This is a genomic window from Halopseudomonas sp. Lyrl_26 (genome assembly GCF_051948695.1).
GTDB lineage: Bacteria > Pseudomonadota > Gammaproteobacteria > Pseudomonadales > Pseudomonadaceae > Halopseudomonas > Halopseudomonas formosensis.
In genome coordinates this window covers 1-24,130 of record NZ_JAYJLH010000002.1, presented here as the reverse complement: position 1 = coordinate 24,130, position 24,130 = coordinate 1, and the positions used below count along the sequence as shown (strand labels likewise).

At 64.8% G+C, this 24,130-nt stretch carries 22 protein-coding genes; 15 read left to right on the top strand and 7 right to left on the bottom strand.

Annotated elements, in window-relative coordinates; all coding sequences use genetic code 11:
• Positions 1-66 precede the first annotated feature (66 nt).
• The 6 genes from VF673_RS03510 to ggt are packed head-to-tail and all read left to right on the top strand — an operon-like array spanning position 67 to position 6,056.
• The gene (locus tag VF673_RS03510; protein WP_440290912.1) at positions 67-1,431 is read left to right on the top strand and encodes a M16 family metallopeptidase; all 1,365 of its coding nucleotides are present in this window, start codon (positions 67-69) and stop codon (positions 1,429-1,431) included.
• Positions 1,431-3,005 (top strand): M16 family metallopeptidase, encoded by a 1,575-nt coding sequence (locus VF673_RS03505; RefSeq protein WP_440290911.1) that lies wholly within the window; start codon positions 1,431-1,433, stop codon positions 3,003-3,005. Before VF673_RS03510 ends, VF673_RS03505 begins: the two co-directional genes overlap by 1 nt.
• A complete protein-coding gene (gene rsmD / locus VF673_RS03500; protein WP_440290910.1) occupies positions 3,002-3,580 on the top strand; it encodes a 16S rRNA (guanine(966)-N(2))-methyltransferase RsmD in 579 nt (192 codons plus the stop codon). Before VF673_RS03505 ends, rsmD begins: the two co-directional genes overlap by 4 nt.
• 42 nt (positions 3,581-3,622) lie before the next feature.
• Complete coding sequence (gene coaD / locus VF673_RS03495; RefSeq protein WP_090540905.1) at positions 3,623-4,102, top strand: pantetheine-phosphate adenylyltransferase; 480 nt, start codon at positions 3,623-3,625, stop codon at positions 4,100-4,102.
• Positions 4,103-4,125: 23 nt separating this feature from the next.
• Complete coding sequence (locus tag VF673_RS03490) at positions 4,126-4,377, top strand: YfhL family 4Fe-4S dicluster ferredoxin (RefSeq protein ID WP_090540906.1); 252 nt, start codon at positions 4,126-4,128, stop codon at positions 4,375-4,377.
• The gene (gene ggt, locus VF673_RS03485; protein WP_440290909.1) at positions 4,374-6,056 is read left to right on the top strand and encodes a gamma-glutamyltransferase; all 1,683 of its coding nucleotides are present in this window, start codon (positions 4,374-4,376) and stop codon (positions 6,054-6,056) included. Before VF673_RS03490 ends, ggt begins: the two co-directional genes overlap by 4 nt.
• Here ggt and VF673_RS03480 read toward each other — a convergent pair.
• The 5 genes from VF673_RS03480 to VF673_RS03460 form a co-directional block, all read right to left on the bottom strand.
• Positions 6,043-7,857 carry a Na/Pi cotransporter family protein gene (locus tag VF673_RS03480; protein WP_440290908.1) on the bottom strand — a complete coding sequence of 605 codons (1,815 nt, stop codon included), beginning with the start codon at positions 7,855-7,857 and terminating at the stop codon, positions 6,043-6,045. The two genes, ggt and VF673_RS03480, sit on opposite strands and share 14 nt — an antisense overlap.
• A 62-nt stretch (positions 7,858-7,919) precedes the next feature.
• Complete coding sequence (locus tag VF673_RS03475; RefSeq protein WP_235818661.1) at positions 7,920-8,219, bottom strand: multidrug transporter; 300 nt, start codon at positions 8,217-8,219, stop codon at positions 7,920-7,922.
• A gap of 191 nt (positions 8,220-8,410) precedes the next feature.
• A complete protein-coding gene (gene mutM, locus VF673_RS03470; RefSeq protein WP_440290907.1) occupies positions 8,411-9,223 on the bottom strand; it encodes a bifunctional DNA-formamidopyrimidine glycosylase/DNA-(apurinic or apyrimidinic site) lyase in 813 nt (270 codons plus the stop codon).
• A 63-nt stretch (positions 9,224-9,286) separates the two neighbouring features.
• Positions 9,287-10,627 (bottom strand): hypothetical protein, encoded by a 1,341-nt coding sequence (locus tag VF673_RS03465; RefSeq protein WP_273126175.1) that lies wholly within the window; start codon positions 10,625-10,627, stop codon positions 9,287-9,289.
• Positions 10,624-11,052, bottom strand: a complete 429-nt coding sequence (locus tag VF673_RS03460) for a PaaI family thioesterase (protein ID WP_440290906.1) — start codon at positions 11,050-11,052, stop codon at positions 10,624-10,626. The genes VF673_RS03465 and VF673_RS03460 overlap by 4 nt, the downstream gene beginning before the upstream one ends.
• Positions 11,053-11,284: 232 nt before the next feature.
• Between VF673_RS03460 and VF673_RS03455 the strand changes: the two genes are divergently transcribed.
• The 5 genes from VF673_RS03455 (at position 11,285) to VF673_RS03435 (ending at position 15,979) form a co-directional block, all read left to right on the top strand.
• On the top strand, positions 11,285-12,799 hold the full coding sequence (locus VF673_RS03455) for a 3-hydroxyacyl-CoA dehydrogenase (protein ID WP_440290905.1): 1,515 nt from the start codon (positions 11,285-11,287) through the stop codon (positions 12,797-12,799).
• A gap of 4 nt (positions 12,800-12,803) precedes the next feature.
• Positions 12,804-14,003 (top strand): 3-oxoadipyl-CoA thiolase, encoded by a 1,200-nt coding sequence (locus tag VF673_RS03450; RefSeq protein ID WP_090540922.1) that lies wholly within the window; start codon positions 12,804-12,806, stop codon positions 14,001-14,003.
• Positions 14,004-14,217: 214 nt separating this feature from the next.
• Positions 14,218-14,514: a hypothetical protein gene (locus tag VF673_RS03445; RefSeq protein WP_090540924.1), complete on the top strand. Its 297-nt coding sequence runs from the start codon at positions 14,218-14,220 to the stop codon at positions 14,512-14,514.
• Positions 14,515-14,547: 33 nt separating this feature from the next.
• Positions 14,548-15,030, top strand: a complete 483-nt coding sequence (locus VF673_RS03440; protein ID WP_440290904.1) for a YbhB/YbcL family Raf kinase inhibitor-like protein — start codon at positions 14,548-14,550, stop codon at positions 15,028-15,030.
• Positions 15,031-15,178: 148 nt separating this feature from the next.
• A complete protein-coding gene (locus VF673_RS03435; protein WP_440290903.1) occupies positions 15,179-15,979 on the top strand; it encodes an acyl-CoA thioesterase in 801 nt (266 codons plus the stop codon).
• A 39-nt stretch (positions 15,980-16,018) separates the two neighbouring features.
• Here VF673_RS03435 and VF673_RS03430 read toward each other — a convergent pair whose 3' ends face one another.
• Entirely contained in the window at positions 16,019-16,693 is a 675-nt protein-coding gene (locus VF673_RS03430; protein WP_273126183.1) for a crotonase/enoyl-CoA hydratase family protein, read from the bottom strand.
• On the bottom strand, positions 16,690-18,315 hold the full coding sequence (locus VF673_RS03425; protein ID WP_440290902.1) for an AMP-binding protein: 1,626 nt from the start codon (positions 18,313-18,315) through the stop codon (positions 16,690-16,692). Before VF673_RS03425 ends, VF673_RS03430 begins: the two co-directional genes overlap by 4 nt.
• 197 nt (positions 18,316-18,512) lie before the next feature.
• Here VF673_RS03425 and VF673_RS03420 point away from each other — a divergent pair, with 197 nt between their 5' ends.
• From VF673_RS03420 to VF673_RS03405, 4 genes are all read left to right on the top strand, one after another.
• Entirely contained in the window at positions 18,513-19,298 is a 786-nt protein-coding gene (locus VF673_RS03420) for an IclR family transcriptional regulator (RefSeq protein ID WP_090540933.1), read from the top strand.
• Between the two features lie 138 nt (positions 19,299-19,436).
• The gene (locus tag VF673_RS03415; protein ID WP_440290901.1) at positions 19,437-21,530 is read left to right on the top strand and encodes a 3-hydroxyacyl-CoA dehydrogenase NAD-binding domain-containing protein; all 2,094 of its coding nucleotides are present in this window, start codon (positions 19,437-19,439) and stop codon (positions 21,528-21,530) included.
• A 58-nt stretch (positions 21,531-21,588) separates the two neighbouring features.
• Positions 21,589-22,785 (top strand): acyl-CoA dehydrogenase family protein, encoded by a 1,197-nt coding sequence (locus VF673_RS03410; protein ID WP_090540937.1) that lies wholly within the window; start codon positions 21,589-21,591, stop codon positions 22,783-22,785.
• A 10-nt stretch (positions 22,786-22,795) separates the two neighbouring features.
• Positions 22,796-23,929 carry an acyl-CoA dehydrogenase family protein gene (locus tag VF673_RS03405; RefSeq protein WP_440290900.1) on the top strand — a complete coding sequence of 378 codons (1,134 nt, stop codon included), beginning with the start codon at positions 22,796-22,798 and terminating at the stop codon, positions 23,927-23,929.
• Positions 23,930-24,130 lie beyond the last annotated feature (201 nt).

The following is a 24,130-nucleotide window of genomic DNA, read 5'->3' as shown; positions in this document are numbered from 1 at the left end:
CCTGCGCGTGGAAGGTTGGGTTATCCTACCCCACTTCCGCGACCCTCGTAAGCCACAGGATCCAACATGCATACGCCACTGCGCTCCCTGCTGACCACTCTGCTGCTGGTGCTGGTCGGTCTGACCAGCAGCGCGCTGGCAGACGAAGGCCGGCAGCCTACCCACGAATTCACCCTGGATAACGGCCTCAAGGTCATCGTCCGTGAGGACCACCGCGCGCCGGTGGTGGTGTCCCAGCTCTGGTACCGGGTCGGCAGCAGCTACGAACCGCCCGGCCGCACCGGCCTGTCCCACGCCCTCGAGCACATGATGTTCAAGGGCAGCGAACGCCTGGCACCGGGCCAGGCCTCGCGACTGCTGAGCAGCCTCGGGGCCCAGGAGAATGCCTTTACCGGGCGCGACTACACCGCCTATTACCAGATACTCAGCCGCGAACACTTGCCCATCGCGCTGGAACTGGAAGCCGAGCGCATGCACAAGCTGACGCTGCCCGAGGACGAGTTCCTTCGGGAAATGGAAGTGATCAAGGAAGAACGCCGTCTGCGGGTCGAGGACAATCCCAACAGCCTGGCTTACGAACGCTTCCTGTCCCAGGCCTACATGGCCAGCCCCTACGGCCAGCCGGTAATCGGCTGGATGCACGACCTCGACCGCCTCACCGTGGGCGACATGCGCGAGTGGTACGATCGCTACTACCAGCCGAGCAACGCCATTCTGGTGATCGTCGGTGACGTCCAGCTCGAGCAGGTGCGCGAGCTGGTGGAGCGCTACTTCGCCCCCCTGCCAGACAAGCCGGCGCCCGATGCCCGGGCGCCGCTGGAGCTGCCCGGCGGTGCCGAGCGCCAGCTGACCCTACGCCTGCCGGTGCAGATGCCGAGCCTTCTCCTGGGCTTCAACGTGCCCAGCCTGAGCACCGCCGAACAGGCCTGGGAAGTGCACGCCCTGCGCCTGCTGGCCGCAGTACTGGACGGCGGTTACAGCGCCCGTCTGGCCAGCAATCTGGAGCGCGGGCCGGCCATCGCCACCTCGGCCTCGGCCGATTACGACGGCTTTGTCCGGGGTGACAGCCTGTTCCTGCTCTCCGGCATTCCCAATCTGGCCCGTGGGGTGGATCTGGACCAGCTGGAGAAGGCGCTTCGTGAACAGATCGAACAACTGCAGCAGACCCCGCCGAGCCAGCAGGAGCTGAACCGCGTCCAGGCACAGATGACCGCCGGACTGGTGTACGCCCAGGACAGCATCAGCCATCAGGCCAACGAGATCGGCAAGCTGGAAAGCATCGGCCTGCCCTGGACCCTGCTCGACGAGGATGTGGCCGCGCTGCAGGCCATCACCCCCGAGCAGATCAGCGAGGTTGCCCGCCGCTATCTGGTCCCCGAGCGCCTCACCCGTGCCCATATCCTGCCCACCGCGACCGAGGAGACGCCCTGATGGCTGCCAATACCACCCGGCGCTGGATCGCCGCACTGCTGACTGCCGTTGTACTGGCCGTGGTGCTGTGGCAGCTCTACGAACCTGCCCCCGCGCCACTGTCACCCGAGCCAGTGACCGGGGTACCAGCCGAACAGACCGGGCCGGCGGACGCCGAACCGGAGGATGCCGTCAGCGAGCTGTTGCCGGCACTGGAGTCGCTGCAACGTATCGATCTTGATCAGGCTCCGGCGCGGCGCAACCTGGACCTGCAGCACTGGGTGACCGAACAGGGCGCGCGGGTGTATTTCATGCCTGCGTCCGAGCTGCCGATGCTGGATGTGCAGGTGCTGTTCGCCGCCGGCGCCAGCCGCGACGGGGACCAGCCGGGCCTGGCCATGCTCACCAACGGCATGCTCAACGAGGGCACCGGCAGCAAGGATGCCGGCGCCATCGCCGCCGCCTTCGAACAGCTGGGAGCACGCTTCACCAACAGCTCGCACCGGGACATGGCGCTGGTCGGCCTGCGTACCCTGACCGAGCAGGACAAGCTCGATCCGGCATTGGCCCTGTTCTCCGAGGTCATGTCGCGCCCGAGCTTTCCCGAAGACGCCTTCGAGCGCCTGCGCAACCAGCTGCTGGCCAGCCAGCGGCTGCGGCTGCAGCGCCCGGGGGCACTGGCCAGCGAGGCCTTCTGGGCCGATCTCTACCCGCAGCATCCCTATGGCAGCCTGCCCGAGGGCACAGCGGAGAGCCTGACCGGCATCAGCATTGCCGATCTTGAGGACTTCCACCGCCGCTACTACAGCTCTGGCAATGCGGTAATCGCCCTGGTCGGCGACATCGACCGCGCCGGGGCCGAACGCATTGCCCAACGGCTGGCCAACGCCCTGCCCCAGGGACCGGCCGCCGAGTCCACCCCGGCTCCCGAGCCGATCACCAGCAGCCACCGGCATATCGAGTTCAATGGCCAGCAGACCCATGTACTGGTGGGCCAGCACGGCATCAGCCGGCATGATCCGGACTACGTAGCCCTGTACGTCGGCAACCAGATACTCGGCGGCTCCGGCTTCGGCTCGCGGCTGATGGAGGAGATCCGCGAGACCCGCGGCCTGTCCTATTCGGTCAGCAGCAATCTGATCCCGATGCAGGCCACCGGCCCCTTCATGATCAGCATGCAGACCCGCGCCGACCAGGTGGATCAGGCCCTGGAGGTCATCCACGCGAGTCTGGACCACTTCATCAGCGAAGGGCCGACCGAGGCGGAGCTGGTACGTACCCGCCGGCAGATCAGCGGCGAGTTCCCGCTGAGCACGGCCAACAATGCGGCCATTGTCGGCCAGCTCGGAGTCATAGGTTTCTACGGACTGCCGCTCAACCACCTGCAGCTGTTCCTCGATCAGGTGCAGGCCCTGACCACCGAAGACATTCGCCAGGCCTTCGCCCGGCATTTCGATCCCGAGCGGCGGCTGGTGGTAACCGTCGGGCCGGCGGCCCTTGCTGTGCCGCAACCCGAAGAACAGCTCGACGAAGAAGTGCAGTCCGAAGAAGACGCCCTGAGCGTCCCGGCAACCGCAGCGGAGCCCACCCCATGAAGCCCGGCAAGTCTCGTCCCAGCCAGTTGCGCATCATCGCCGGCGAGTGGCGCAGCCGCCGTTTCACCTTCATCGAGCAGCCGGGCCTGCGGCCGACCCCGGACCGGGTCCGTGAGACCCTGTTCAACTGGCTGAGCTTCCGCGTGGAAGGCGCCCGCTGCCTGGACCTGTTCACCGGCAGCGGAGCACTGACGCTGGAGGCCCTGTCCCGCGGCGCCGGGCATGTTCTGGCCTGTGACCTGAGCCGCGAGGTGGTGCAGACCCTGCGCGGACATCTGCAGACCCTGAACTGCGACCGGGCCGAGGTGCGCCAGCAGGACGCCCTGACACTGCTGGCCAGCCCGCCGCCCGAGCCCTTCGACCTGGTGTTTGCCGACCCGCCATTCCACCAGAACCTGCTGGAGCCGGCCTGTGCCGCCCTGGAAGCCAACGGCTGGCTCACCGCTGAAGCCCTCATCTACACCGAAAGCGAAAGCGCGCCCGAGCAGCTCGCCCACCCGGCCAACTGGCACCTGCATCGGCAGAAGAAGGCCGGCCAGGTGTGGTACAGCCTGTGGCAGCGACGGGGCCAGTAGGCTACCATTCGCCCTCCGGTACCCACAGGCAGGATAACGCCAATGAATACTGTTCTTTACCCCGGCACCTTCGACCCCATCACCATGGGCCATATGGATCTGGTTGGCCGTGCGGCCAAGCTGTTCGACCGTGTGGTGGTCGCCGTGGCGGCCAGCCCGAAGAAGAACCCGGCCTTTTCCCTCGAGGAGCGCGTCGAGCTGGCTCGGGAAGTGCTCAAGCAGCACAGCAATGTCGAAGTGGTGGGGTTCTCCACCCTGCTGGCGCATTTCACCCGCGAAGTCGGGGCCAACGTGCTGCTGCGTGGTCTGCGCGCGGTATCGGATTTCGAGTACGAGTTCCAGCTGGCGAACATGAACCGCCAGCTGGCGCCTGATGTGGAAAGTCTGTTCCTGACCCCGTCGGAGAAGTATTCTTATATCTCCTCTACCCTGGTCCGCGAGATCGCCTCGCTGGGTGGGGATGTCAGCAAATTTGTCCACCCGGTGGTGCACGAAGCGCTGCTCAAGCGCTACCAGGGTTGACCCGCTTTATTCCGGAGTAGCCCATGGCCCTGATGATTACCGACGACTGCATCAACTGCGACGTCTGCGAACCGGAATGCCCGAACGGGGCCATTTCCCAGGGCGAGGAAATCTACGTCATCGACCCGGACCTGTGCACCGAGTGCGTCGGCCATTTCGACGAGCCCCAGTGTCAGCAGGTCTGCCCCGTGGACTGCATTCCGCTGGACCCCAACCGGGTCGAGAGCCGGGAGCAGCTGATGGCCAAGTACGAGCTGCTGGTCAGCGACAAATGAAGGCGCTGGCCGCCCTGCCGCTGCTGGCGCTGTTACTGGGCCAGGCGGTACAGGCGGCGGCGCCGGATCAGCAGGCCGTCGCCAGCGCCCACCCCACGGCCACCGAGGCCGGTCATCTCATTCTGGATCAGGGCGGCAACGCCTTCGATGCGGCCATTGCCGTGGCCGCCACCCTGGCGGTGGTCGAGCCTTACGGTTCCGGCATCGGTGGTGGCGGCTTCTTCCTGTTGCGCCTGAGCGGCGAACAGGGCACCGACTACCGCTTTCTCGATGCACGGGAAACCGCGCCCCAGGCAGCCCATCGCGACCTGTATCTGGATGGCGACAACCAGTTGCAACGGGTGATCAATGGCCCCCTTGCCGCAGGCATCCCGGGTCTGCCGGCGGCGCTGGTGCATCTGGCGCAGCACTACGGACAGCTGCCCCTGCAGCAGAGTCTGGCGCCGGCGGTGGCCGCCGCCGAGAAAGGTTTTGCGGTGGGCGAGAGTTACCGCACCCTGGTCGGTTTCCGCCTGCAGGCCATGCAGCAGGATGCGGAAACGGCGCGTATCTTTCTCAGGGACAATCAGGCTCCTGCGGCCGGCGAGCTGATTCGTCAGCCGGAGCTGGCCGCCACCCTGCGCGCCATCGGTGAGCGGGGTCTGGGTGGTTTCTACCGCGGCCCGGTCGCTGCCCGTCTGATCAAAGGGGTACGCGCAGCCGGCGGTATCTGGCAGCAGGCGGACCTGGACAGCTACAGGGTCATTGAACGCAAGCCGGTGCGCTTTGCCAGCCGGGGCTTCGAGATCATCAGCGCGCCCCTGCCCTCGGCCGGCGGTATTGCCCTGGCCGGCATGCTCCAAGGGCTGGAACTCCTGCCACAGGCCGCGCCGGGCTCAACCCTGCGCACCCACCAGCTGGTCGAGCTGATGCGTCGCAGCTACCGCGACCGCGCCCTGCTGCTAGGCGACAGCGACTTCGTCGAGGTGCCGGTGGCACGCCTGCTGTCCCGCGAGCATGCCCGTCAACTGGCCTCCTCGATTGATTCGCAACGGGCCACGCCGAGTCTGGAGCTGGGCGAACCGCTGGGCTTTGTGGAAGGCACCAATACCACCCACTTCTCCCTGATCGACCGCCAGGGCAATGCGGTGGCGGCCACCCTGAGCATCAACCTGCCCTTCGGCGCGGCCTTCACCGTGCCCGGCACCGGGGTGCTGCTGAACAACGAGATGGATGACTTCGCCGCCGATCCGGACGGCAAGAACAGCTACGGACTGGCCGGCAGCGAGGCCAACGCCATTGCCCCGGGCAAGCGACCGCTGTCGAGCATGACGCCGACCATGCTGGAGAACGATGAACAGCTGGCGATCCTCGGCACCCCCGGTGGCAGCCGCATCATCAGCATGGTACTGCTGGGCGTGCTGGAGGCGATGGACGGGCGGCCGGTGCAGCAGTGGGTAAGCCGTCCGCGCTTTCACCACCAGTACCTGCCCGACCACATCCAGATCGAGGACGCCGCGTTCAGTGCCGACCAGCGCCGGGAGCTGGAGGAGCTGGGCCATGAACTCAAACCTGTAGGTCGAGATTACGGCGATATGCAGGCAGTGCACTGGAACAAGCGCCGGGGCGAGCTGAGCGCCGCCAGCGACCCCCGGGGTGAAGGTCAGGCCAGCGTCCGCCTGCCGGTCAGGCCAGATTGACCGCCTGCTCCAGACGCTCCTCGTCGTTCACCGGCACCCCCTGTCCAAGACCGGCGTGACCGCGCAGCAGGTGACGGCGGATGCGGTCCAGGTAATTCAGATCGTTCAGCAGCGAGGTGGCCTGCCAGCCGTCCAATTCACGGTTGCGCAGTTGCTGCTGCAGGGTGCGCTGGAAGTCACTGGTAAACAGCGCTGCTCTGGCATCACTCTCCTGCAGCAGATACGCCGCATCGCTATCGGCATGATTGGCCCAATCGCGCAGCTCGAGCAACAGCAGACCGGACTGTTCCCGCAGGCGGGAATAGGCCTCGCGCAGGACCGGATTTGGACTGTCGATATGTTTGCGCAGGTTTACCTGCAGATGCCTGGCTGCCTTGACCGCGGTCACCAGATCCCGCGCCGCCATGGTGGTATTGAGCAGGGCGTGCTGCTGCTCGGGCAGCAGTGACACGTCCAGCCTGGACATGAAGTCCACCATATCGGCGAAGACCCCCTTGATATGCTGCTCGTAGAGGGCGTCGGCATCCTCGCGCAGCTCCATCGGCACCGGCTGCCGGACCGCCTGATGCAACTGGACAGCGCTCATCTCGGCCAGATTGCCGGGCAGATACATGGCCGCACCCACCACCTGCCGACTCAGCTGTGCCAGATGCTGCAGCTCCTGGCCCAGTACCTTGAGCGCCGTATCGGCATGCACCAGCGCCGAATCGTTGACATAGAGTCCGTGGGCACGCGGCCGCTCGCTGAGCAGGCCCTCCGCTTCGGGCGGTCGCGGCTCGTCGGGCAGCCAGCGCTCCAGCAGGCGGACCAGCAACAGTGCCCAGGGCAGCGTCAATGCCAGGCCGAAGACGTTGTACAGGGTATGGAAAATGGCCAGCTTGAGCATGTGCTCATCCGACCCCAGACCAGCCAGCTGCGCCAGCCACTCGACCGCTGCCACCAGCGGATGCAGCATCAGCAGGGCGCCGCCGGCGGTGACCAGGTTGAAGATCAGGTGGGTAGCGGCAATCCGGCGTCCGGCATTATTGCTGCCAATGGCGGCGAACAGGGCTGTGGCGGTGGAACCGAGGTTGGCACCTATGACCAGCGCCAGGGCGTTGTCGTAATTCACCTGGCCCGCCGCCAGGGCCGCCAGCGTCAGCACCAGGGTGGCGTGGCTGGACTGCATGATGACAGTGGCCAGCGCACCTATAAGCACGAACAGGAAGACGCCGGCCCACCCATCGACCGCGAAACGGGCCAGATCGAAGGCCCCTTCGAAGCCGCTGAAGCCGGCCTTCATCAGGTCAATGCCGAGAAACACCAGGCCGATGCCCAGCAGCGCCAGGCCACCACCGCGCCAGCCGGCTTCCTCGCGCCGGGCGAGGAAGACACCGAAGGCCAGCATCGGCATCGACAGTTGCGCCATGTTGAGCTTGAGGCCGGCCAGCGCAATCAGCCAGGCGCCGGAGGTGGTACCCAGGTTGGCGCCGAGCGTCAGACCCACACCACCCAGGGTGTTGATCAGGCCGGCACTGAGAAAGGCAATCCCCAGCAGGGTCACCAGGGTACTGGACTGCACCGCGGCGGTACTGACTATGCCCACCAGCAGGCTCTTCCACAGGCCGCTGGTACTCCACTTGAGCCAGCGTTCCAGCGCACCGCCGGAGAAGGCCCGGAAGCCCTCCTCCAGTCGTCCGATACCCATGACAAAAAGGCCGACCCCGGCTGCCAGGGTGGCCAATTCGGTACTCCAGATCATCAAACCGAGCAACAACAGCAGCAGAGCCGGAAACCAGATCCGCCCGATCGATCTTTCCATTACCGCCCCGACAGCGTTCAGACGGGCTCCAACTACCGCACTACCCGGTGCGCAGTGCCTTGTCAGAGATTCTCGTCGCGCTGCTTGCGACCGTAGCCGGCCTTGGTGCAGCCCAGACAGCGCATGAAGGTTTCCCGACCGGGACGCACGACCAGCTCCTGACCGGCCTCGGCGGTATTGCCGGCCAGCGCGGTGAACGGCAGGCTCACGACGAATGCCGCCGCACCTACTGCTGTGATGGCCGCGCCGATCGGGCGGGCAATGATCAGGTCACCGACCATGGCAAAGATGCCCGGATTCTCGACGTGTTCCTGATAACCGTAATTGGCCTCGGCGGCCATGACACTACCGGCGAGCAGCATGCCGGCGAACAGAGCAGTGATGTGACGTAACAGGCGCATAGTGGTATCCCTGAGTGTGAGCCCGATAATCGGCATTATTATGTTCAGGCACTCCGTCCCGAAGTGCCGACAGCGCCATTGTAGGCTCTTTGAGCATATTAGAAAATCTGCCGAGTGGCAAAGCGCTACCCGGCGCACACTTCCGCCGCCACTCAGCTCTGGCAGCGCCGGCAGAAAACGCTGCTGCGCTGGCCCAGGCGGCATTCGGACAGGGTGGTGCCGCACAGCTTGCACAGCTGGCCGGCGCGCCCATAGACGAACAGCTCCTGCTGGAAATACCCGGGTTTGCCATCACCGCCGATGAAGTCACGCAGGGTAGTGCCGCCGCTGTCGATGGCTCGCGCCAGCACCTTTCGGATCTCCTCGGCCAGCGCCAGGTAGCGCGCCCGGCTGATCCGTCCTGCCTCGCGCCGGGGATCGATACCGGCGGCGAACAGCGCCTCGGTTGCATAGATGTTGCCGACCCCGACGACCACGGCGTTGTCCATGATGAAGGGTTTGACCGCCATGCTGCGCTTGCGCGACAGCTGGTAGAGGCGCTCGCCGGTGAACTCATCGGACAGCGGCTCCGGTCCGAGACGGCTGAGCAGCGGATGCTCCATGCCGGCGCGCTGCCAGAGCATGGCGCCGAAGCGCCGCGGGTCGGTGTAGCGCAGGGTCATGCCCGAATCCAGCTCGATATCCACGTGCTCATGCTTGAGCACAGGCGTATCGGCGGGCACCAGCCGCAGGCTGCCGGACATGCCCAGATGACTGATCAGGGTACCGCCACCGATATCCAGCAACAGGTACTTGGCCCGGCGTCGCACCGCAGTGAAGGTCTGATTCTCGATCTGGATCCCCAGATCCTCGGGGATCGGCCAGCGCAGGCGGGCATCGCGGACGATCAGCCGGGTCACCCGCCGACCCAGCAGGTGAGGGGCAATCCCGCGGCGGGTGGTTTCGACTTCTGGGAGTTCCGGCATCGAGGCTTCCTTCAAGGCAACAGCAGGCAGTCCATTGTACCAAGACCGCCCCGTCGCAGGTGTTCAGCCCTGCAGCCAGTGGGTGACCAGCAGCAGGATCAGCAGCAACGGCAGCACCGTGGCGACGAAGCGCCCATTCCAGCCGAACACCACCTCGCTGGCCCGCGAGCCGCTGAAGCGCGCCAGAATGAGCGTCGAGGGCCCGAACGGCGAGAAGATCATGGCGATCGAGAAACCGCACATCAGACCCAGCGCCGGGGTCAGAATGGGTACACCCAGTTCGGCCAGCCGTGACAGCAGACCGACCATCAGCGCCAGCGACACAATGGGCGCGATGCCGATCATCGCCAGGCCTATGATGCCGAACAGGCTGGCCACCCCCACCAGCGCGTTGTACTGCGGAGCCTGCGCCAGCCAGTCCGCCAGTCCATCCAGCGGCGCCAGCGCCCCCAGCACACCGCCAAGCACGGCCGCGCAGCCGAAGATGAACATCTCGTTGTGCATGGTCACCAGGTTGCCGGAGACCTGCCTGAGCACCTCGGCTGGGGAGCGCTCGCGCCACAGCACATACAGGCCGATGCCCAGCGGGATGAGGATCATCGCCGCCTGGGAGGGCGTCAGCACCGTCATCCAGGACAGCAGACCGATGGCACCGAGCCCGAGAAAGGAGCCGATCAGCAACTGACCCATACCGGTTGCCGGGGTACTGTCGCCGATCTCGTCGCGCAGGGCGACCAGCGCCGGATTCTCCCGTCGCCAGCCCACCAGCAGCAGAATCAGCGAGGCCGCCAGGCCATAGGGCAGCATCCCGGACCAGCTGATATCCGGCATTTCCCGGGTGAGCATGGCAATGGTCACGCTGGTTGGCGCCAGCAGCGGCACCAGGGCAAAGCCGCGCAGGGTGGCTATCATGACCGTACGCATCCCGGCACGCCGGCGTTGTTCATCCAGATCGTAGCGCTGCAGATGCTGCTGCAGGGTGCCGCAGAGCAGCGCCATCATGCCGAAGTTGAGGATGGAGCCGATGCTGCCGGCGGTCAGCACGTAGCGGGGATAGAGCCACAGGCCCGGGCCGGCCAGCAGCGCCTTGTGCATCTCGCGCAGATGGGGCAGGTGTCTGGCCAGCAGCTGCATCAACCCCAGGGCCCCGAGAAAGCTTGCATAGTAGGCCCCGGAGGCGGCCAGTTGCCCCCAGGTTTCCTGCTCGGTGCCGAGCACCGCGAGCAACAGCACCGAGCCGAGAGTGATCAGGCCGAGCACCCGGGGGTAGATCAGCAGCCGCCGGAAATTCAGCAGATAATAGGAAGCAATGGCTGCGGCGGCGACCCAGCTGAGCTGCGGCCACTGCCCGCCCAGCGCCAGCAGCTCCAGCGCAACACCCAGAGGCAGCAGCCAGGTGATCACGGCAGATCTCTGCGCAGTGCACCCTTCTTGAACACGCCCTCGCCGAAGGCCAGCAGATTGCCGGCCTCATCCAGCAGGTCGCAGCTGGCCATGAAAATCTTGTGCCCCTGCTTGCGGCAGCTGGCCACGGCACGGACGCGCTCGCCCTCGCCGGCCGGTGCGCTGAAGTTGACATTCATCGACAGGGTAATGGCCACCCGGCGGTCCTGCGGATCGGCGGCCCAGGTGCCGCACAGGCCCATGGCCACGTCCAGCAGGCTGGCGACCACGCCGCCATGGAGGTTGCCGGCATTGTTGAGATGGCGCTTTTCCAGAGTCAGGCCGATGACGGTCCGATCGGGCTCGAACTCCAGCAGCTCACCACCGAGCTCCTGAAAAAAACCGGTCACCGAATTCTGAACTACCAGTTTCTGGTCTTCACTCATGGATGAGAATCTCGTCGAAGGTTGGCCTGCGCCATGCTGACACCGGGGTGCAGTATGCCATGGTGCAGCAGCGCGGATAATGAGGGTTGCTGTGGCTTATGCCGGACCATAAGTGTAATGCGCAGGTCGACTTGCACTGGGCACTCGCAGGATTTAATCTCGCAACTCTTTAAACGAAATATCGTTTCGCTCAGCGAAACAAGATAACCAGAGAGTACCGAGGAGTCCTTCCATGTTCAATCGTATTGGCGTGATCGGCGCTGGCGCCATGGGCCGAGGTATCGCCCAGCTGTTCGCCAGCAGCGGCCAGCAGGTACTGCTGTTCGATACCCGGGCTGAGGCCATCGAGGATGCCCTGGCGTTCAACCGCAACCTGCTGCAGCGTCAGCTGGCCAAGGGCAAGCTGAGCGAGGCGGAGTTCGAGGCCACCTGCGCGCGCATGCAGCCCGCCGCAGCGCTGACCGACCTGAAGGACTGCGACCTGGTGATCGAGGCCATCGTCGAGATCCTCGAGGTCAAGCAGAAGCTGTTCGCCGACCTGGAAGCCATCGTCAGCGAAGGCTGCCTGCTGGCAACCAACACCTCCTCCCTGTCGGTAACCCGCATCGCCGCCGGCTGCAGCCGCCCCGAGCGGGTGGCCGGTTTCCACTTCTTCAACCCCGTACCGCTGATGAAGATCGTCGAGGTGGTCCGCGGTTCGCGTACCGACGAGCGTTACATCAAGGGTCTGGTGGAGCTGGCGGAGAAGGCCGGACACTTCCCGGCGATCACCCCGGACACCCCCGGCTTCCTGGTCAACCATGCCGGGCGCGCCTTCGGTACCGAAGCCCTGCGCATGCTCAGCGAAGGCGTGGCCACGGTACAGCAGATCGACCGCATCCTGCGCGACGGCCCGGGCTTCCGCATGGGGCCCTTCGAGCTGTTCGACCTGACCGGCCTGGACGTATCCCACGCGGTGATGGAGTCGGTCTACGAGCAGTTCTACCATGATCCACGCTATACCCCGTCCTTCATTGCCGGGCAGCGGGTTGCCGCCGGCCTGCTGGGCCGCAAGACCGGCCAGGGTTTCTACCGCTATGAAGATGGCCAGAAGATCGAGCAGCCTGAACCGGCCGTCGGCAGCGTGCTGCTCAGCCGCCCCTACTGGCTGCAGAGCGATGACGAGGCACTGCGCAACCAGGTAGCCCAGGTACTGGCCAGCGCCGGTGCCACCCTGGAAACCGGCGAGCAACCCTCCGCCGAGGCGATCTGCCTGATCACCCCGCTGGGCGAGGACTGCACCGCCGCCCTGACCCGTCTGGGCCTGCCCGCCGAGCGCACTCTGGCACTGGACAGCTTCGCCAACTGGGACAAGCGCCGCACCCTGATGCGCCAGCCCGCGGCCAACGCCGATGTGGTCGCCCAGGCCCGTCAGGCACTCGGCGCCGACTGCGTACCTGTGGAAGTGATCAACGACTCCCCCGGCTTTGTCATCCAGCGGCTGATCGCCAGCGTGGTCAACCTCGGCTGCGAGATCGCGCAAAAGGGCATCGCCACCCCCGACACCCTGGACCGCGCCATCCAGCTCGCCCTCGGCTACCCGAAAGGCCCGCTGGGCTTTGGCGAACACTACGGCAAGCAGGCGGTACTGACCGTACTCAACAACATGCAGGCGGTGTACGGCGAGCCGCGCTACCGGCCCAGCCCCTGGCTGCGCCGCCGCGTACAGCTGGACCTGCCCCTGACCACCCCCGATTTCCAGGAGTAATTCGATGACTGCCTATATCTATGATGGACTGCGCTCCCCCTTCGGCCGCCACGCCGGCGCCCTGGCTCCGGTACGTCCGGACGACCTGCTGGCGGAGGTGATCCGTGCCGTGGTGGCACGCAACCCCTTCGACGGCAAGGACTACGAGGACGTGGTCATGGGCAACACCAACCAGGCCGGCGAAGATGCCCGCAACCTGGCCCGCCACGCCGGCCTGCTGGCCGGCCTGCCCCAGGAAGTGGCCGGCGTGACCGTCAACCGCCTGTGCGGCTCCGGCCTGGCCGCCATCCTCGATGCCGCCCGGGCGGTCAAGGCTGGTGAAGGCGAGCTGTTCGTCGCCGGTGGCGCCGAGAGCATGAGCCGTGCCCCCTTCGTCATCGCCAAGAGCGAAAGCCCCTACTCCCGGGATTTCCGCGCCTTCGACAGCACCATTGGTGCGCGCTTCCCCAACCCCAAGGTGGAGAAGCAGTACGGTGACGACACCATGCCGCAGACCGCCGATAACGTGGCTGCCGAGCTGGGCATTACCCGGGAAGAGGCCGACACCTACGCTGCCCGCAGCCAGGCACTGTACGAGAAGGCCCGTGCCGAGGGCTTCTTCGCCGAGGAGATCCACCCCATCGAGGTTCCCCAGGGCCGCAAGAAGCCGAACAAGGTAGTGGATCAGGACGAACACCCGCGCCCGTCCAGCGACATGGCCGCCCTGTCCGGTCTGCGTCCGCTGTTCGAAGGCGGTGTAGTGACTGCGGGCAACGCTTCGGGGGTCAACGACGGTGCCGCCGCGCTGATCATCGGCAGCCAGGCCATCGGTGAGAAATACGGCGTCAAGCCCCGCGGCCGCATCCTCGCCGGCGCAGTTTCCGGCGTTGCCCCGCGGGTCATGGGTCTGGGTCCGGTGGAAGCCTGCAAGAAGGCACTGGCCCGCGCCGGTCTGACCCTGGATGACATGGACGTGATCGAGATCAACGAGGCCTTCGCCTCCCAGGTGCTGGGCTGCGCCAAGTTGCTGGGCATCGCCTTCGACGACCCGCGCCTGAACCCCAACGGGGGTGCCATCGCCGTCGGCCACCCGCTGGGCGCCTCCGGAGCCCGCCTGACCCTGACCGCCCTGCGCCAGCTCGAGCGTACCGGCAAGCGCTACGCGCTGGTCAGCCTGTGCATCGGCCTGGGCCAGGGTGTGGCAGCGGTGATCGAGCGGGTCTGACCGCCCTTGTCTCCCTTCCTCCGAGGACCAAGGGGGGAAGGCCGTGCGTCGGGTTACCTCGTGCTTATCGGGTAACGGCGACCTGCTCCCTTCTCCCCTTTGCGGGAGAGGGTTCGGGGGTGAGGGAAGGGAACAGCCAGCACCGGCCTTCTGACCACCCCCCAACCTCTGCTATGGTTACCCCCTGCCCGCTAACAGAACCGGAAGCGCTCCGATGCATGTAGATACCAACCCCTTCGAATGGCTCGGTCAGGCCTTCGGCACCCTGGTCCGGCTGATCGTGGATGCCCTGTCCTGGCTGTTCAACCTGCTCAGCGGCGCCAGCAGCGCGTTCGTCAATGGTTTTTCCCGGGCGCTGGGGGTGGACAGCAGCCTGCTCAGCATCGCCTTTGTGGTTCTGGGTCTGTTCCTCATCTATCTGGGCTTCAGCTCACTGATCAAGAAACGTCTGATCCGTGGTGTCATCTGGTTGCTGCTCGGCCTCTGGCTGCTCAGCAGCCTGATCCGCTGATCCCGACCTTTCACGCCAACCTGGAGGTATCCCATGGGTTTTGCCCTGAATCTCGACCTGCAACTGACCAGCAGCGCCTTCGCCAACGACGGCGCCATTCCGCGCAAGCACACCGGCGAGGGCGAGGACGTCTCCCCCGCGCTGAGCTGGAGCGGTGCGCCGGCCGGTACCAAAAGCTTCGCGGTGATCTGCCATGACCCGGATGCGCCGCTGGTATCAGCCAATGGCACCTACGGGTTCGTGCACTGGGTGCATTACAACATTCCCGCCGATGTGACCTCGCTGCTGGAGGGCTTCAAGCAGCACACCGATGGCCCGACCAACTTCGGCAAGAGCGCCTACGGTGGCCCCATGCCGCCGGAAGGGCATGGTCAGCACAAGTACTACTTCTGGATTCTGGCGCTGGACTGCGAGCCGAATCTGGATGAGGGCCTGGACATGTGGCAACTGCTCGCCAGGGTCGAGCCCCACACCCTGGCCATGAACCGTCTGGTCGGCACCTACCAGCGCGGCTGATACGCCCTGGGCGAGCGAAAGACGGCTCGCCCATCGCGGCCCTCAGCCCGTGTATGACGGCGGATTCACGCCGTCATATCACCTTGCCGCCCCTTCCCGCGCCCCCTAGCATGGGACCCTCAGCAAGCCTGCCAACGGATAATCAACAATGAGTAGCCATGCCTTCGATCAGGCCATTGCCCTGACCCCGGTTGCGCCCAATCTATATAAAGGAAGCACCAGCGACGCCTTCAAGAACATGGTCGGCCCCTTTGGCGGACTGACTGCGGCCATTTTGCTCAATGCGGTACTGCAGCACCCCGAACGTCTGGGGGACCCGGTGTCGCTGACGGTGAACTTTGCCGGCCCGGTGGGTGATGGCGACTTCGAGGTTGAGGCCACGCCGCTGCGCACCAATCGCTCGACCCAGCACTGGCTGTTGCTGCAGAAGCAGAACGGCGAGGTGGTCACCAGCGCCACCGCTTTCTTCGCCAACCGCCGCGAGACCCTGTCGGAACAGCAGCTGGCCGCGCCCCAGGCGCCCGCACCGACCAGCCTGCAGCGCGTCGATCTGAGCATCCGCAACTGGTTCAAGCAGTACGACTTCCGTTTCGTGCGCGGCGTCCCCTTCTCCCGCCGCCCCGAGGATGAGCCGGAGACCGAGTCCCTGCTGTGGGTGCGCGACTACCCCGAGCGGGCGCTGGATTTCGCCTCCCTGACCGCCCTGGGGGATGTATTCGCGCCGCGGGTCTTCCTGCTGCGCCAGAGCTTTACGCCCTCGGGTACCGTGAGCATGACCCACTACTTCCACGCCACCAGCGAGGAATTGCTGCAGGCCAGCGGCTTCCTGCTGGGGCAGGCGCGGGCTACCCGGCTGCATCGCAACTATGCCGACCAGATCGCCCACCTGTGGTCGGAGGATGGCGTACTGCTGCTGACCAGTACCCAGTCAGTGTATTTCAAGGAATAGAGAAAGGAAGGACCGGGCGCCCTGGCCCGGTCCGGGTGATCAGCCGCGAACGCCGGTCAGCGCCGCCATCACGTCCGCCCGCAACGGGGCGTTGAGCAACAGACGGGTCTCCCGGTAAGCCTTGCGATCCAGTGCCGCCAGTTCCCGCACCTTCACCCTGGCCCGCTCCAGCAACTCACCGCCGGTAGCCAGCTCATCATAGAACCCCGCCTCCAGCGCCTGCTGCGGGTCCAGCACCTGGGCCTGCAGGGCGCAGCGGTTGAGCCATTGCGGTGCCAGACGACGCGCCTGGGGCATGGCGGCATCGGGCATGGTCATGCCGATGGCCACTTCGTTCAGGGCGATATTGAAGGCACCGGCGGCACCGATGCGGTAGTCGGCCAGCAGCAGCATGAAGGCCGCCTTGGCCATGGCATGGCCGGTGCTGGCAATCACCACCGGCGCCGGGTAATCCAGCAGTGCCAGTGTCAGACGATCACCGGCGGCACGCATGGCATCACAGGCCGGGCCGCCGGCGGCGATCAGCCTGCGATCATAGCCGGCGCTCAGGACACCGGCACGGCCGTAGATCAGCAGCGCCGCATCTGCGGCGCGGGCCTGATCGATGGCGGCCAGCAGAGCCTCGAGCATCTGCTCCGACAGGGCATTGACCTTGCCATCGTCCAGGGCGATTTCCGCCACGCCCTCGGCGAGGGTCAGAGTCAGCGCGCTCATGCGCCGGCCTGCGCTCTGGCTTCGTCGCGCAGCACCCGGCGCAGCAGCTTGCCAACCGTGGACTTGGGCAGATCTTCGCGGATCTCGACAAAGCTCGGTACCTTGTACCCGGTGAGCTGCTCGCGGCAATGGGCGATGATCTCGGCCTCGGTCAGATTGCGGTCATGCAGGCTGACATACAGCTTGATCGCTTCACCCTTGCGCTCATCGGGCACGCCGACGGCGACACACTCGCGGATGCCGGGGTGGCGCATGACCGCGTCCTCCACGTCATTGGGATAGACGTTGAAACCGGAGACCAGAATCATGTCCTTCTTGCGGTCGACCAGCTTGAGGAAGCCGTCCTCGTCGATCACACCGATGTCGCCGGTCTTCAGCCAGCCGTCCGTGGTCAGCACTTCCGCGGTGGCCTCGGGACGCTGCCAGTAGCCGAGCATGACCTGGGGGCCGCGGATCCACAGCTCACCGGCCTCGCCGGAGGGCAGCTCGTTGCCGTTGTCATCAACGATCTTCATCTCGGTGTCTACTACCGCCTGACCGATGAAGCCTTCCTTATAGGGCGTGTTGGCGGTGGAGGCGACCACCACCGGCGAGGTCTCGGTCATGCCGAAGCCTTCACGGACCACAGCACCGGTGCGCTCGAACCAGCGCTCGGCCACAGCCACGTTCAGCGGCGCGCCGCCGGAGTTGACCCATTTCAGGTGACTGAAATCCAGGCTGTCGAATTCGGGGTGCGCCATCAGCGACACGAACAGGGAGTTGATGCCGGTCAGCAGGGTGACCCGATGCCGCTTCATGTCGACAATCATGCTGTCCAGATCGCGGGGGTTGGTGATCAGCACGCTGTTGAAGCCGGTAAAGACCGAGGCCAGGCAGTTCGCGGTAAAGGCGAAGATATGGTACAGCGGCAGCGGCGACACCCGCGTTTCGTTGCCGTACTGGACTTCACCCGGCTGGATGATGCTGACCGCCTGCAGGACGTTGCACAGCAGGTTGCGGTGGGTGAGCATCGCGCCCTTGGAGACGCCGGTGGTGCCGCCGGTGTACTGCAGTACGGCGATATCATCCAGACCACGCTCGGGTTCGACCTCCGGGAGGGTTCGACCGACGGCCAGGGCCTTCATGAAACGGCTCACGTCGGCGGCGTCGCTCTGCTCCTGGGGGTTGCGCCAGTCATCCACGCTGGTCACGATCAGATGCTCGATCTGCGTGTCCGCCTGGATGCCACGGACCAGCGGAACCAGCTTGTCCAGTACCACCACGGCACGGGCACCGGCGTCGCTGAACTGGTGGCGGGTCTCGGGGGCGGTGTACTGGGGATTGGTATTGACGATGACCAGTCCGGCCTTGAGCGCGCCGAAGATGGTGACCACGTACTGCACCAGGTTGGGCAGCTGGATTGCCAGACGATCACCGGGTTGCAACCCGACCTCGTGCCGCAGATAGCGGGCAAAGGCATCGGCGTGCTCGCGCAGGGCGATGAAACTCACCGAATCCGCGCCGCAGGAGAATGCCGGTTTGTCCCCATAATCACGACAGGCCTGCTCCAACAGGTGATACAGGTTGGTGTGGCCGAGTTCGGCCAGCTGGCGGGCAACAACGCAGGATTCAGGACTGGACATCGGAACCTCTTTATTGGACTATTATTTTGCTGTGCGAAACGCAATACCAAAAAGATGCTATTCTATTCGCCTTAGCTGTGCAATCATCTGAACAAATCAAAACAATCTGCCTCCGGATGTCTGCACTCAGGTAAATTCCGCGTAGCGAAATAACAATAAAGACTTCACGGATACATCTATCAAGGTACGCATTTTCAATGAACGACGATCAGATCGAGCAGAGCCCGGTAAAGGACCGCAAATTTGTCGAGGCGCTGTCGCGCGGACTGGATGTCCTGCGGGCCTTCAGCCAGGGCGCGGTGGTCATGGGCAACCAGGATATCGCCCGGATTACCGGCCTGCCGAAGCCCACGGTTTCGCGCATGACCTACACCCTGACCAAGCTCGGTTATCTCTCCTATTCCCCGCAGCTGGAGAAGTACCAGCTCGACTCCGGCGTGCTCGCGCTGGGTTATGCCTATGTATCGAACCTGCGGGTCCGACAGCTGGCCAAGCCCTACCTCGACGAGTTCGCCCGCAACACCAACACCTCGGTCGGCCTGACCTGCCGCGATCGCCTGTCCATGATCTACGTGGAGAACTGTCGCCCCGCCGAAGTGACCTCGCTGCGCATGGACGTCGGCGTCCGTCTGCCTCTGGCCACTACCGCCGCCGGCCGCGCCTATCTGGCCGCAATGAAGGAAGAGGAACGGCGCCATGTGATGAGCTCGCTGGCCAGCCGCAACCCGGACAACTGGCCGGAGCTGGAGAAGCAGCTGGAGCAGGCCTTTGCCGATTATCAGAAGTACGGCTTCTGCCTGTCCCTCGGCGACTGGGACCGCAACGTCAATGCCGCCGGCGTACCCCTGCACCTGCAGGACGGCACCCTCATGGCCCTGACCTGCGGCGCACCGACCTATCTGGTATCCGAGGACAAGGTCAAGAACCAGCTGGCACATCAGCTGGCCATCCTGGCCCGGGACATCGAAAGACTGGGCGTCTGATCATCAACGCCCCTTATGCCCCACCATTTAGCGGGGGGCATCGACAACGCTCTGCAAGTTTTGTATTTTGCCATGCGAAACATGGTTTCATTATTTCGCTCAATGAAACGCATTTGAAAGGATCAGAGGAGGTTCAGCATGTCTGAGGTCGTCACACTGGAACGGCAAGGCGCCGTTGCCGTTGTCAGAGTCAACAATCCGCCGGTCAACGCCCTCGGTGTCGCCGTGCGCTCCGGATTGCAGAACAGTTTCAATGCCGCCGAGGCTGATCCCGAGGTCAAGGCCATCGTTCTGGTATGTGACGGCAACACCTTCATCGCCGGCGCCGATATCAAGGAATTCGGCAAGCCGCCGCAGTCCCCCAGCCTGCCGGAAGTGGTCAACGAGATCGAGGCCGGCAGCAAGCCGAGCATCGCCGTGATCCATGGCACCGCCCTGGGCGGTGGCCTGGAAGTGGCCCTGAGCTGCCATTACCGGATCGCCCGCAAGGACGCCAAGGTCGGCCTGCCGGAAGTCAAGCTGGGCCTGCTGCCCGGCGCCGGCGGCACCCAGCGCCTGCCGCGTGTGGTCGGTGTGGAGAAGGCCCTGGACATGATCGTCAGCGGTAACCCCATTGCCGCCACCGAAGCCGAACAACTGGGCGTGGTGGATGAACTGTTCGAAGGCGACCTGCTGGCCGCCGGTCTGGCCTTCGCCGAGAAGCTGATTGCCGAAGGCAAGGGCCCGCGCCGCACCGGCGAGCGCACCGACAAGCTGGAAGGCGTGGACAACGCTGCCCTGGTCGCCGCCAAGCGTGCCGAGATCGAGAAGAAGACTCCGGGTCTGTTCTCGCCCCAGCGCTGCGTATCCGCTGTCGAGGCCTCCTTCACCCTGCCGCTGGCCGAAGGCCTCAAGCGCGAGCGTGAGCTGTTTGCCGAATGTCTGGCATCGCCCCAGCGCGCTGCGCTGGTACACGCCTTCTTCACCGAGCGTCAGGCCTCCAAGGTCGACGGTCTGCCGGCCGATACCCCGGTGCGCGACATCAAGTCCGCCGCCGTGATCGGCGGTGGCACCATGGGCGTGGGCATCGCCATGTGCTTCGCCAACGCCGGTATTCCGGTCAAGATCCTGGAAATCAGCGAAGCAGCCCGCGACGCCGCCATTCAGCGCGCCCGTGACACCTATGGCATGAGCGTCAAGCGCGGCAGCCTGACCGAGGCGGCGCTGGAGAAGCGCATGGCGCTGGTCAGTGGCATCACCGACTACGCCGACCTGGCCGACGTGGATGTGGTGGTGGAAGCCGTCTTCGAGGACATGGGTGTCAAGCAGAAGGTCTTCGAGGCTCTGGATGCCCACTGCAAGCCCGGCGCCATCCTGGCCAGCAACACTTCCTCGCTGGACCTGAACCAGATTGCCCGGTTCACCAAGCGCCCGGAAGATGTAGTCGGCCTGCACTTCTTCAGCCCGGCCAACGTCATGCGCCTGCTGGAAGTGGTGCGCGGCGAGCAGACCAGCAACGAAGTGCTGGCCACCGCCATGGCCATCGGCAAGAAACTGAAGAAGGTCGCCGTACCGGTTGGCGTATGCGACGGTTTCGTCGGCAACCGCATGGTATTCCAGTACGGCCGCGAGTCCGAGTTCCTGCTGGAAGAGGGTGCCACCCCCGAGCAGGTTGATGCTGCCCTGCGCAAGTTCGGCATGGCCATGGGCCCCTTCGCCATGCGTGACCTGTCCGGTCTGGATATCGGCCTGGCCATCCGTACCCGTCAGCGCCAGACCCTGCCTGCCGAGTACAAGCTGCCGACCATCCTCGACAAGATGGCCGAAGCCGGCATGCTCGGTCAGAAGACCGGCAAGGGCTTCTACGTCTACGAGAAGGGTTCGCGCACCCCGCTGCCCAACCCGGAGTTGCCGGCCATTCTGGAAGCCGCCTCGAAGGAACAGGGCGTGGAGCGCCGCACGCTGTCCGATGAATACATCATCGAGCGCACCATGTACGCGCTGATCAACGAAGGCGCCAAGATCCTGGAAGAGGGCATTGCCCAGCGTGCCAGCGACATCGACGTCATCTATATCAACGGCTACGGCTTCCCGGCACATCAGGGCGGGCCGATGTTCTATGCTGACGCGATCGGTCTGGATCGTGTCTACGCCCGCATCTGCGAATTCCACGAGCAACTGGGCGCCTGGTGGAAGCCGGCACCGCTGCTCGAGAAACTGGCCAAAGAAGGACGCAAGTTCGCTGATCTCTGACTTATCGACGGGTGCCCCCGGCGGGCACCCGTGAGCTGAACAACAACGAGGACCCAACATGGAAATCCATTACTCAGCTGAACAAATCGCCTTCCGTGATGAAGTGCGTGAATTCCTCAAGCAGGAACTGCCGGCGGACATCGCCAGCAAGGTGAAGCTCGGCAAGCACCTGACCAAGGAAGACCACCAGCGCTGGCAGCAGATCCTGTCCCGCAAGGGCTGGTATGCACCGGGCTGGCCGGTTGAACACGGCGGCACCGACTGGGGCCCGGTGGAAAAGCACATCTTCGACGAGGAAAGTGCTGCTGCCGGTGCACCGCGCACCATCCCCTTCGGCGTCAACATGGTCGCTCCGGTGATCATCAAGTTCGGTACCGAAGAGCAGAAGCGCAAGTACCTGCCGCGCATCCTGTCCGGTGAGGACTGGTGGTGTCAGGGTTATTCCGAGCCGGGCGCCGGTTCCGACCTGGCCTCGCTGAAAACCCGTGCGGTACGTGACGGTGATCACTATGTGGTGAACGGTCAGAAGACCTGGACCACCCTGGGTCAGCACGCCAACATGATCTTCTGCCTGGTGCGTACCGATCCGGAAGCCCAGCAGCAGCGCGGCATCTCCTTCCTGCTGATCGACATGAACACCCCCGGCATCACCGTGCGCCCGATCATCACCCTGGACGGCGACCACGAAGTCAACGAAGTCTTCTTCGACGACGTGCGCGTGCCGGTAGAGAACCTGGTGGGTGAAGAGAACAAGGGCTGGACCTGCGCCAAGTACCTGCTGACCCACGAGCGTACCGGCCTGGCCGGCATCGGCTCCTCCAAGGCGGCCCTGAGCCACCTGAAGAAGATTGCTGCCAGGCAGCAGAAGGGCGGCAAGTCCCTGCTGGAAGACCCGCTGTTCCGTGCCCAGATCGCCGAAGTGGAAATGTCCCTGATGGCGGCCGAGATGAGCACCCTGCGTATCGTTGCCGCGGCCTCCGAAGGCGGCGTACCGGGCGCCGAGAGCTCCATCCTCAAGGTGCAGGGCACCGAGATCCGTCAGGCCATCACCCATCTGATGCGCAAGGCGCTGGGCCCCTACGCCCTGCCCTTCCTGCCGGAAGAACTGGAAGGCGATTTCGACGGTGAGTACCTGGTGGCCGACTACGCTGCGGCGCCGGCTTCCACCTACTTCAACATGCGCAAACTGTCGATCTTCGGCGGATCCAACGAGATCCAGAAGAACATCGTCTCGAAAATGATTCTCGAACTCTGAGGAGCCGACCATGGACTTCAAACTGACTGAAGAGCAGCAGATGCTGCAGGACACCGCGGCCCGCCTGGTTCGCGACGTTTATACCTTTGAAAAGCGCCTGGAATTCAGCGACAGCGAAGCCGGCTACAGCACCGACTTCTGGCAGCAGCTGGGTGAGCTGGGCCTGACCGCCATTCCCTTCTCCGAGGAGCTGGGCGGCTTCGGCGGCAGCGGCGTGGAAACCATGCTGATCATGGAACAGCTGGGCCGCGGCATCTGCCTGGAGCCCTACATGGAATCGGTCATCCTCGCCGGTGGCCTGATCGGCCAGCTGGGCAGTGACCAGCAGAAGGAAGAGCTGCTGGGCGCCATCGCCAGCGGCGAGCTGCAGGCCGCCGTGGCCCTGGAAGAGCCGAGCAGCCACTACAACCTGTTCGACGTGCAGACCACCGCCCGCCAGAACGGCAGCAGCTGGAACCTGAGCGGTCGCAAGGCCGTGGTCATCGGCGGTCACACCGCCGGCAAGATCCTGGTTTCCGCCCGCACCGCCGGTGACGTGCGCGACCAGCAGGGCATCAGCCTGTTCATCATCGACCCGAATGCCGCCGGCGTCAGCCGTCGCGTGTACTCCACCGTTGATGGCCGCAAGGGCTGCGAGCTGTTCCTCGACAACGTCGAAGGCGAACTGCTCGGCACCGCCGGTGAAGCCTATGACGCCATCCGCTACCAGAGCGGCCGCGCCATCGCCGCCCTGTGCGGTGAAGCGGTCGGCGCCATGCGCACCGCCTGCGACCTGACCCTGGAATACCTGAAGACCCGCAAGCAGTTCGGCGTGCCGATCGGCAAGTTCCAGGTTCTGCAGCACCGCATGGTGGACATGGTCAGCGAACTGGAGCGGGCCACCTCCATGGCCATCCTCGCCGCCTGTCTGGCCGACGACAAGGACAACGACGAGCGCAGTGCCAAGCTGTCCGCCGCCAAGTTCATCGTCAACCGCGCCGCGCGCTACGTGGCCGAGCAGTGCATCCAGCTGCATGGCGGTATCGCCATGACCTGGGAGTACAACGGCGCCCACTACGCCAAGCGTCTGGTCATGATCAGCCACCAGTTCGGTGACGACGATCATCACCTGGAAGCCTACTCCAACCAGCTGGTTGTTGCCTGAAGCAGGCCCAAGGTCGGAAAAACAGGGGTTCGCCCTGTTTTCCCGACCAATTTATTGAAAATCGGCCACCAAGGCACTACCGAACATGAAAAGCGACCGGTATGCTAAGGCCCCTTTTAAATGTCATGCGCCCCTGGTGGCGTCCAACAGACTTGCGGAGGACTAACGTCCATGAAAATCCTCGTCGCCGTAAAGCGCGTG

Coding starts and splice junctions, on each gene's coding strand:
- VF673_RS03430 (WP_273126183.1), bottom strand. CDS start 16,693: ATGAGCGCGCTGACTCTGACCCTCGCCGAGGGCGTGGCGGAAATCGCC.
- coaD (WP_090540905.1), top strand. CDS start 3,623: ATGAATACTGTTCTTTACCCCGGCACCTTCGACCCCATCACCATGGGC.
- VF673_RS03475 (WP_235818661.1), bottom strand. CDS start 8,219: ATGCTGCTCGCCGGTAGTGTCATGGCCGCCGAGGCCAATTACGGTTAT.
- ggt (WP_440290909.1), top strand. CDS start 4,374: ATGAAGGCGCTGGCCGCCCTGCCGCTGCTGGCGCTGTTACTGGGCCAG.
- VF673_RS03480 (WP_440290908.1), bottom strand. CDS start 7,857: ATGGAAAGATCGATCGGGCGGATCTGGTTTCCGGCTCTGCTGCTGTTG.
- VF673_RS03415 (WP_440290901.1), top strand. CDS start 19,437: ATGTCTGAGGTCGTCACACTGGAACGGCAAGGCGCCGTTGCCGTTGTC.
- VF673_RS03435 (WP_440290903.1), top strand. CDS start 15,179: ATGAGTAGCCATGCCTTCGATCAGGCCATTGCCCTGACCCCGGTTGCG.
- VF673_RS03445 (WP_090540924.1), top strand. CDS start 14,218: ATGCATGTAGATACCAACCCCTTCGAATGGCTCGGTCAGGCCTTCGGC.
- VF673_RS03425 (WP_440290902.1), bottom strand. CDS start 18,315: ATGTCCAGTCCTGAATCCTGCGTTGTTGCCCGCCAGCTGGCCGAACTC.
- mutM (WP_440290907.1), bottom strand. CDS start 9,223: ATGCCGGAACTCCCAGAAGTCGAAACCACCCGCCGCGGGATTGCCCCT.
- rsmD (WP_440290910.1), top strand. CDS start 3,002: ATGAAGCCCGGCAAGTCTCGTCCCAGCCAGTTGCGCATCATCGCCGGC.
- VF673_RS03440 (WP_440290904.1), top strand. CDS start 14,548: ATGGGTTTTGCCCTGAATCTCGACCTGCAACTGACCAGCAGCGCCTTC.
- VF673_RS03505 (WP_440290911.1), top strand. CDS start 1,431: ATGGCTGCCAATACCACCCGGCGCTGGATCGCCGCACTGCTGACTGCC.
- VF673_RS03490 (WP_090540906.1), top strand. CDS start 4,126: ATGGCCCTGATGATTACCGACGACTGCATCAACTGCGACGTCTGCGAA.
- VF673_RS03455 (WP_440290905.1), top strand. CDS start 11,285: ATGTTCAATCGTATTGGCGTGATCGGCGCTGGCGCCATGGGCCGAGGT.
- VF673_RS03420 (WP_090540933.1), top strand. CDS start 18,513: ATGAACGACGATCAGATCGAGCAGAGCCCGGTAAAGGACCGCAAATTT.
- VF673_RS03510 (WP_440290912.1), top strand. CDS start 67: ATGCATACGCCACTGCGCTCCCTGCTGACCACTCTGCTGCTGGTGCTG.
- VF673_RS03450 (WP_090540922.1), top strand. CDS start 12,804: ATGACTGCCTATATCTATGATGGACTGCGCTCCCCCTTCGGCCGCCAC.
- VF673_RS03460 (WP_440290906.1), bottom strand. CDS start 11,052: ATGAGTGAAGACCAGAAACTGGTAGTTCAGAATTCGGTGACCGGTTTT.
- VF673_RS03410 (WP_090540937.1), top strand. CDS start 21,589: ATGGAAATCCATTACTCAGCTGAACAAATCGCCTTCCGTGATGAAGTG.
- VF673_RS03405 (WP_440290900.1), top strand. CDS start 22,796: ATGGACTTCAAACTGACTGAAGAGCAGCAGATGCTGCAGGACACCGCG.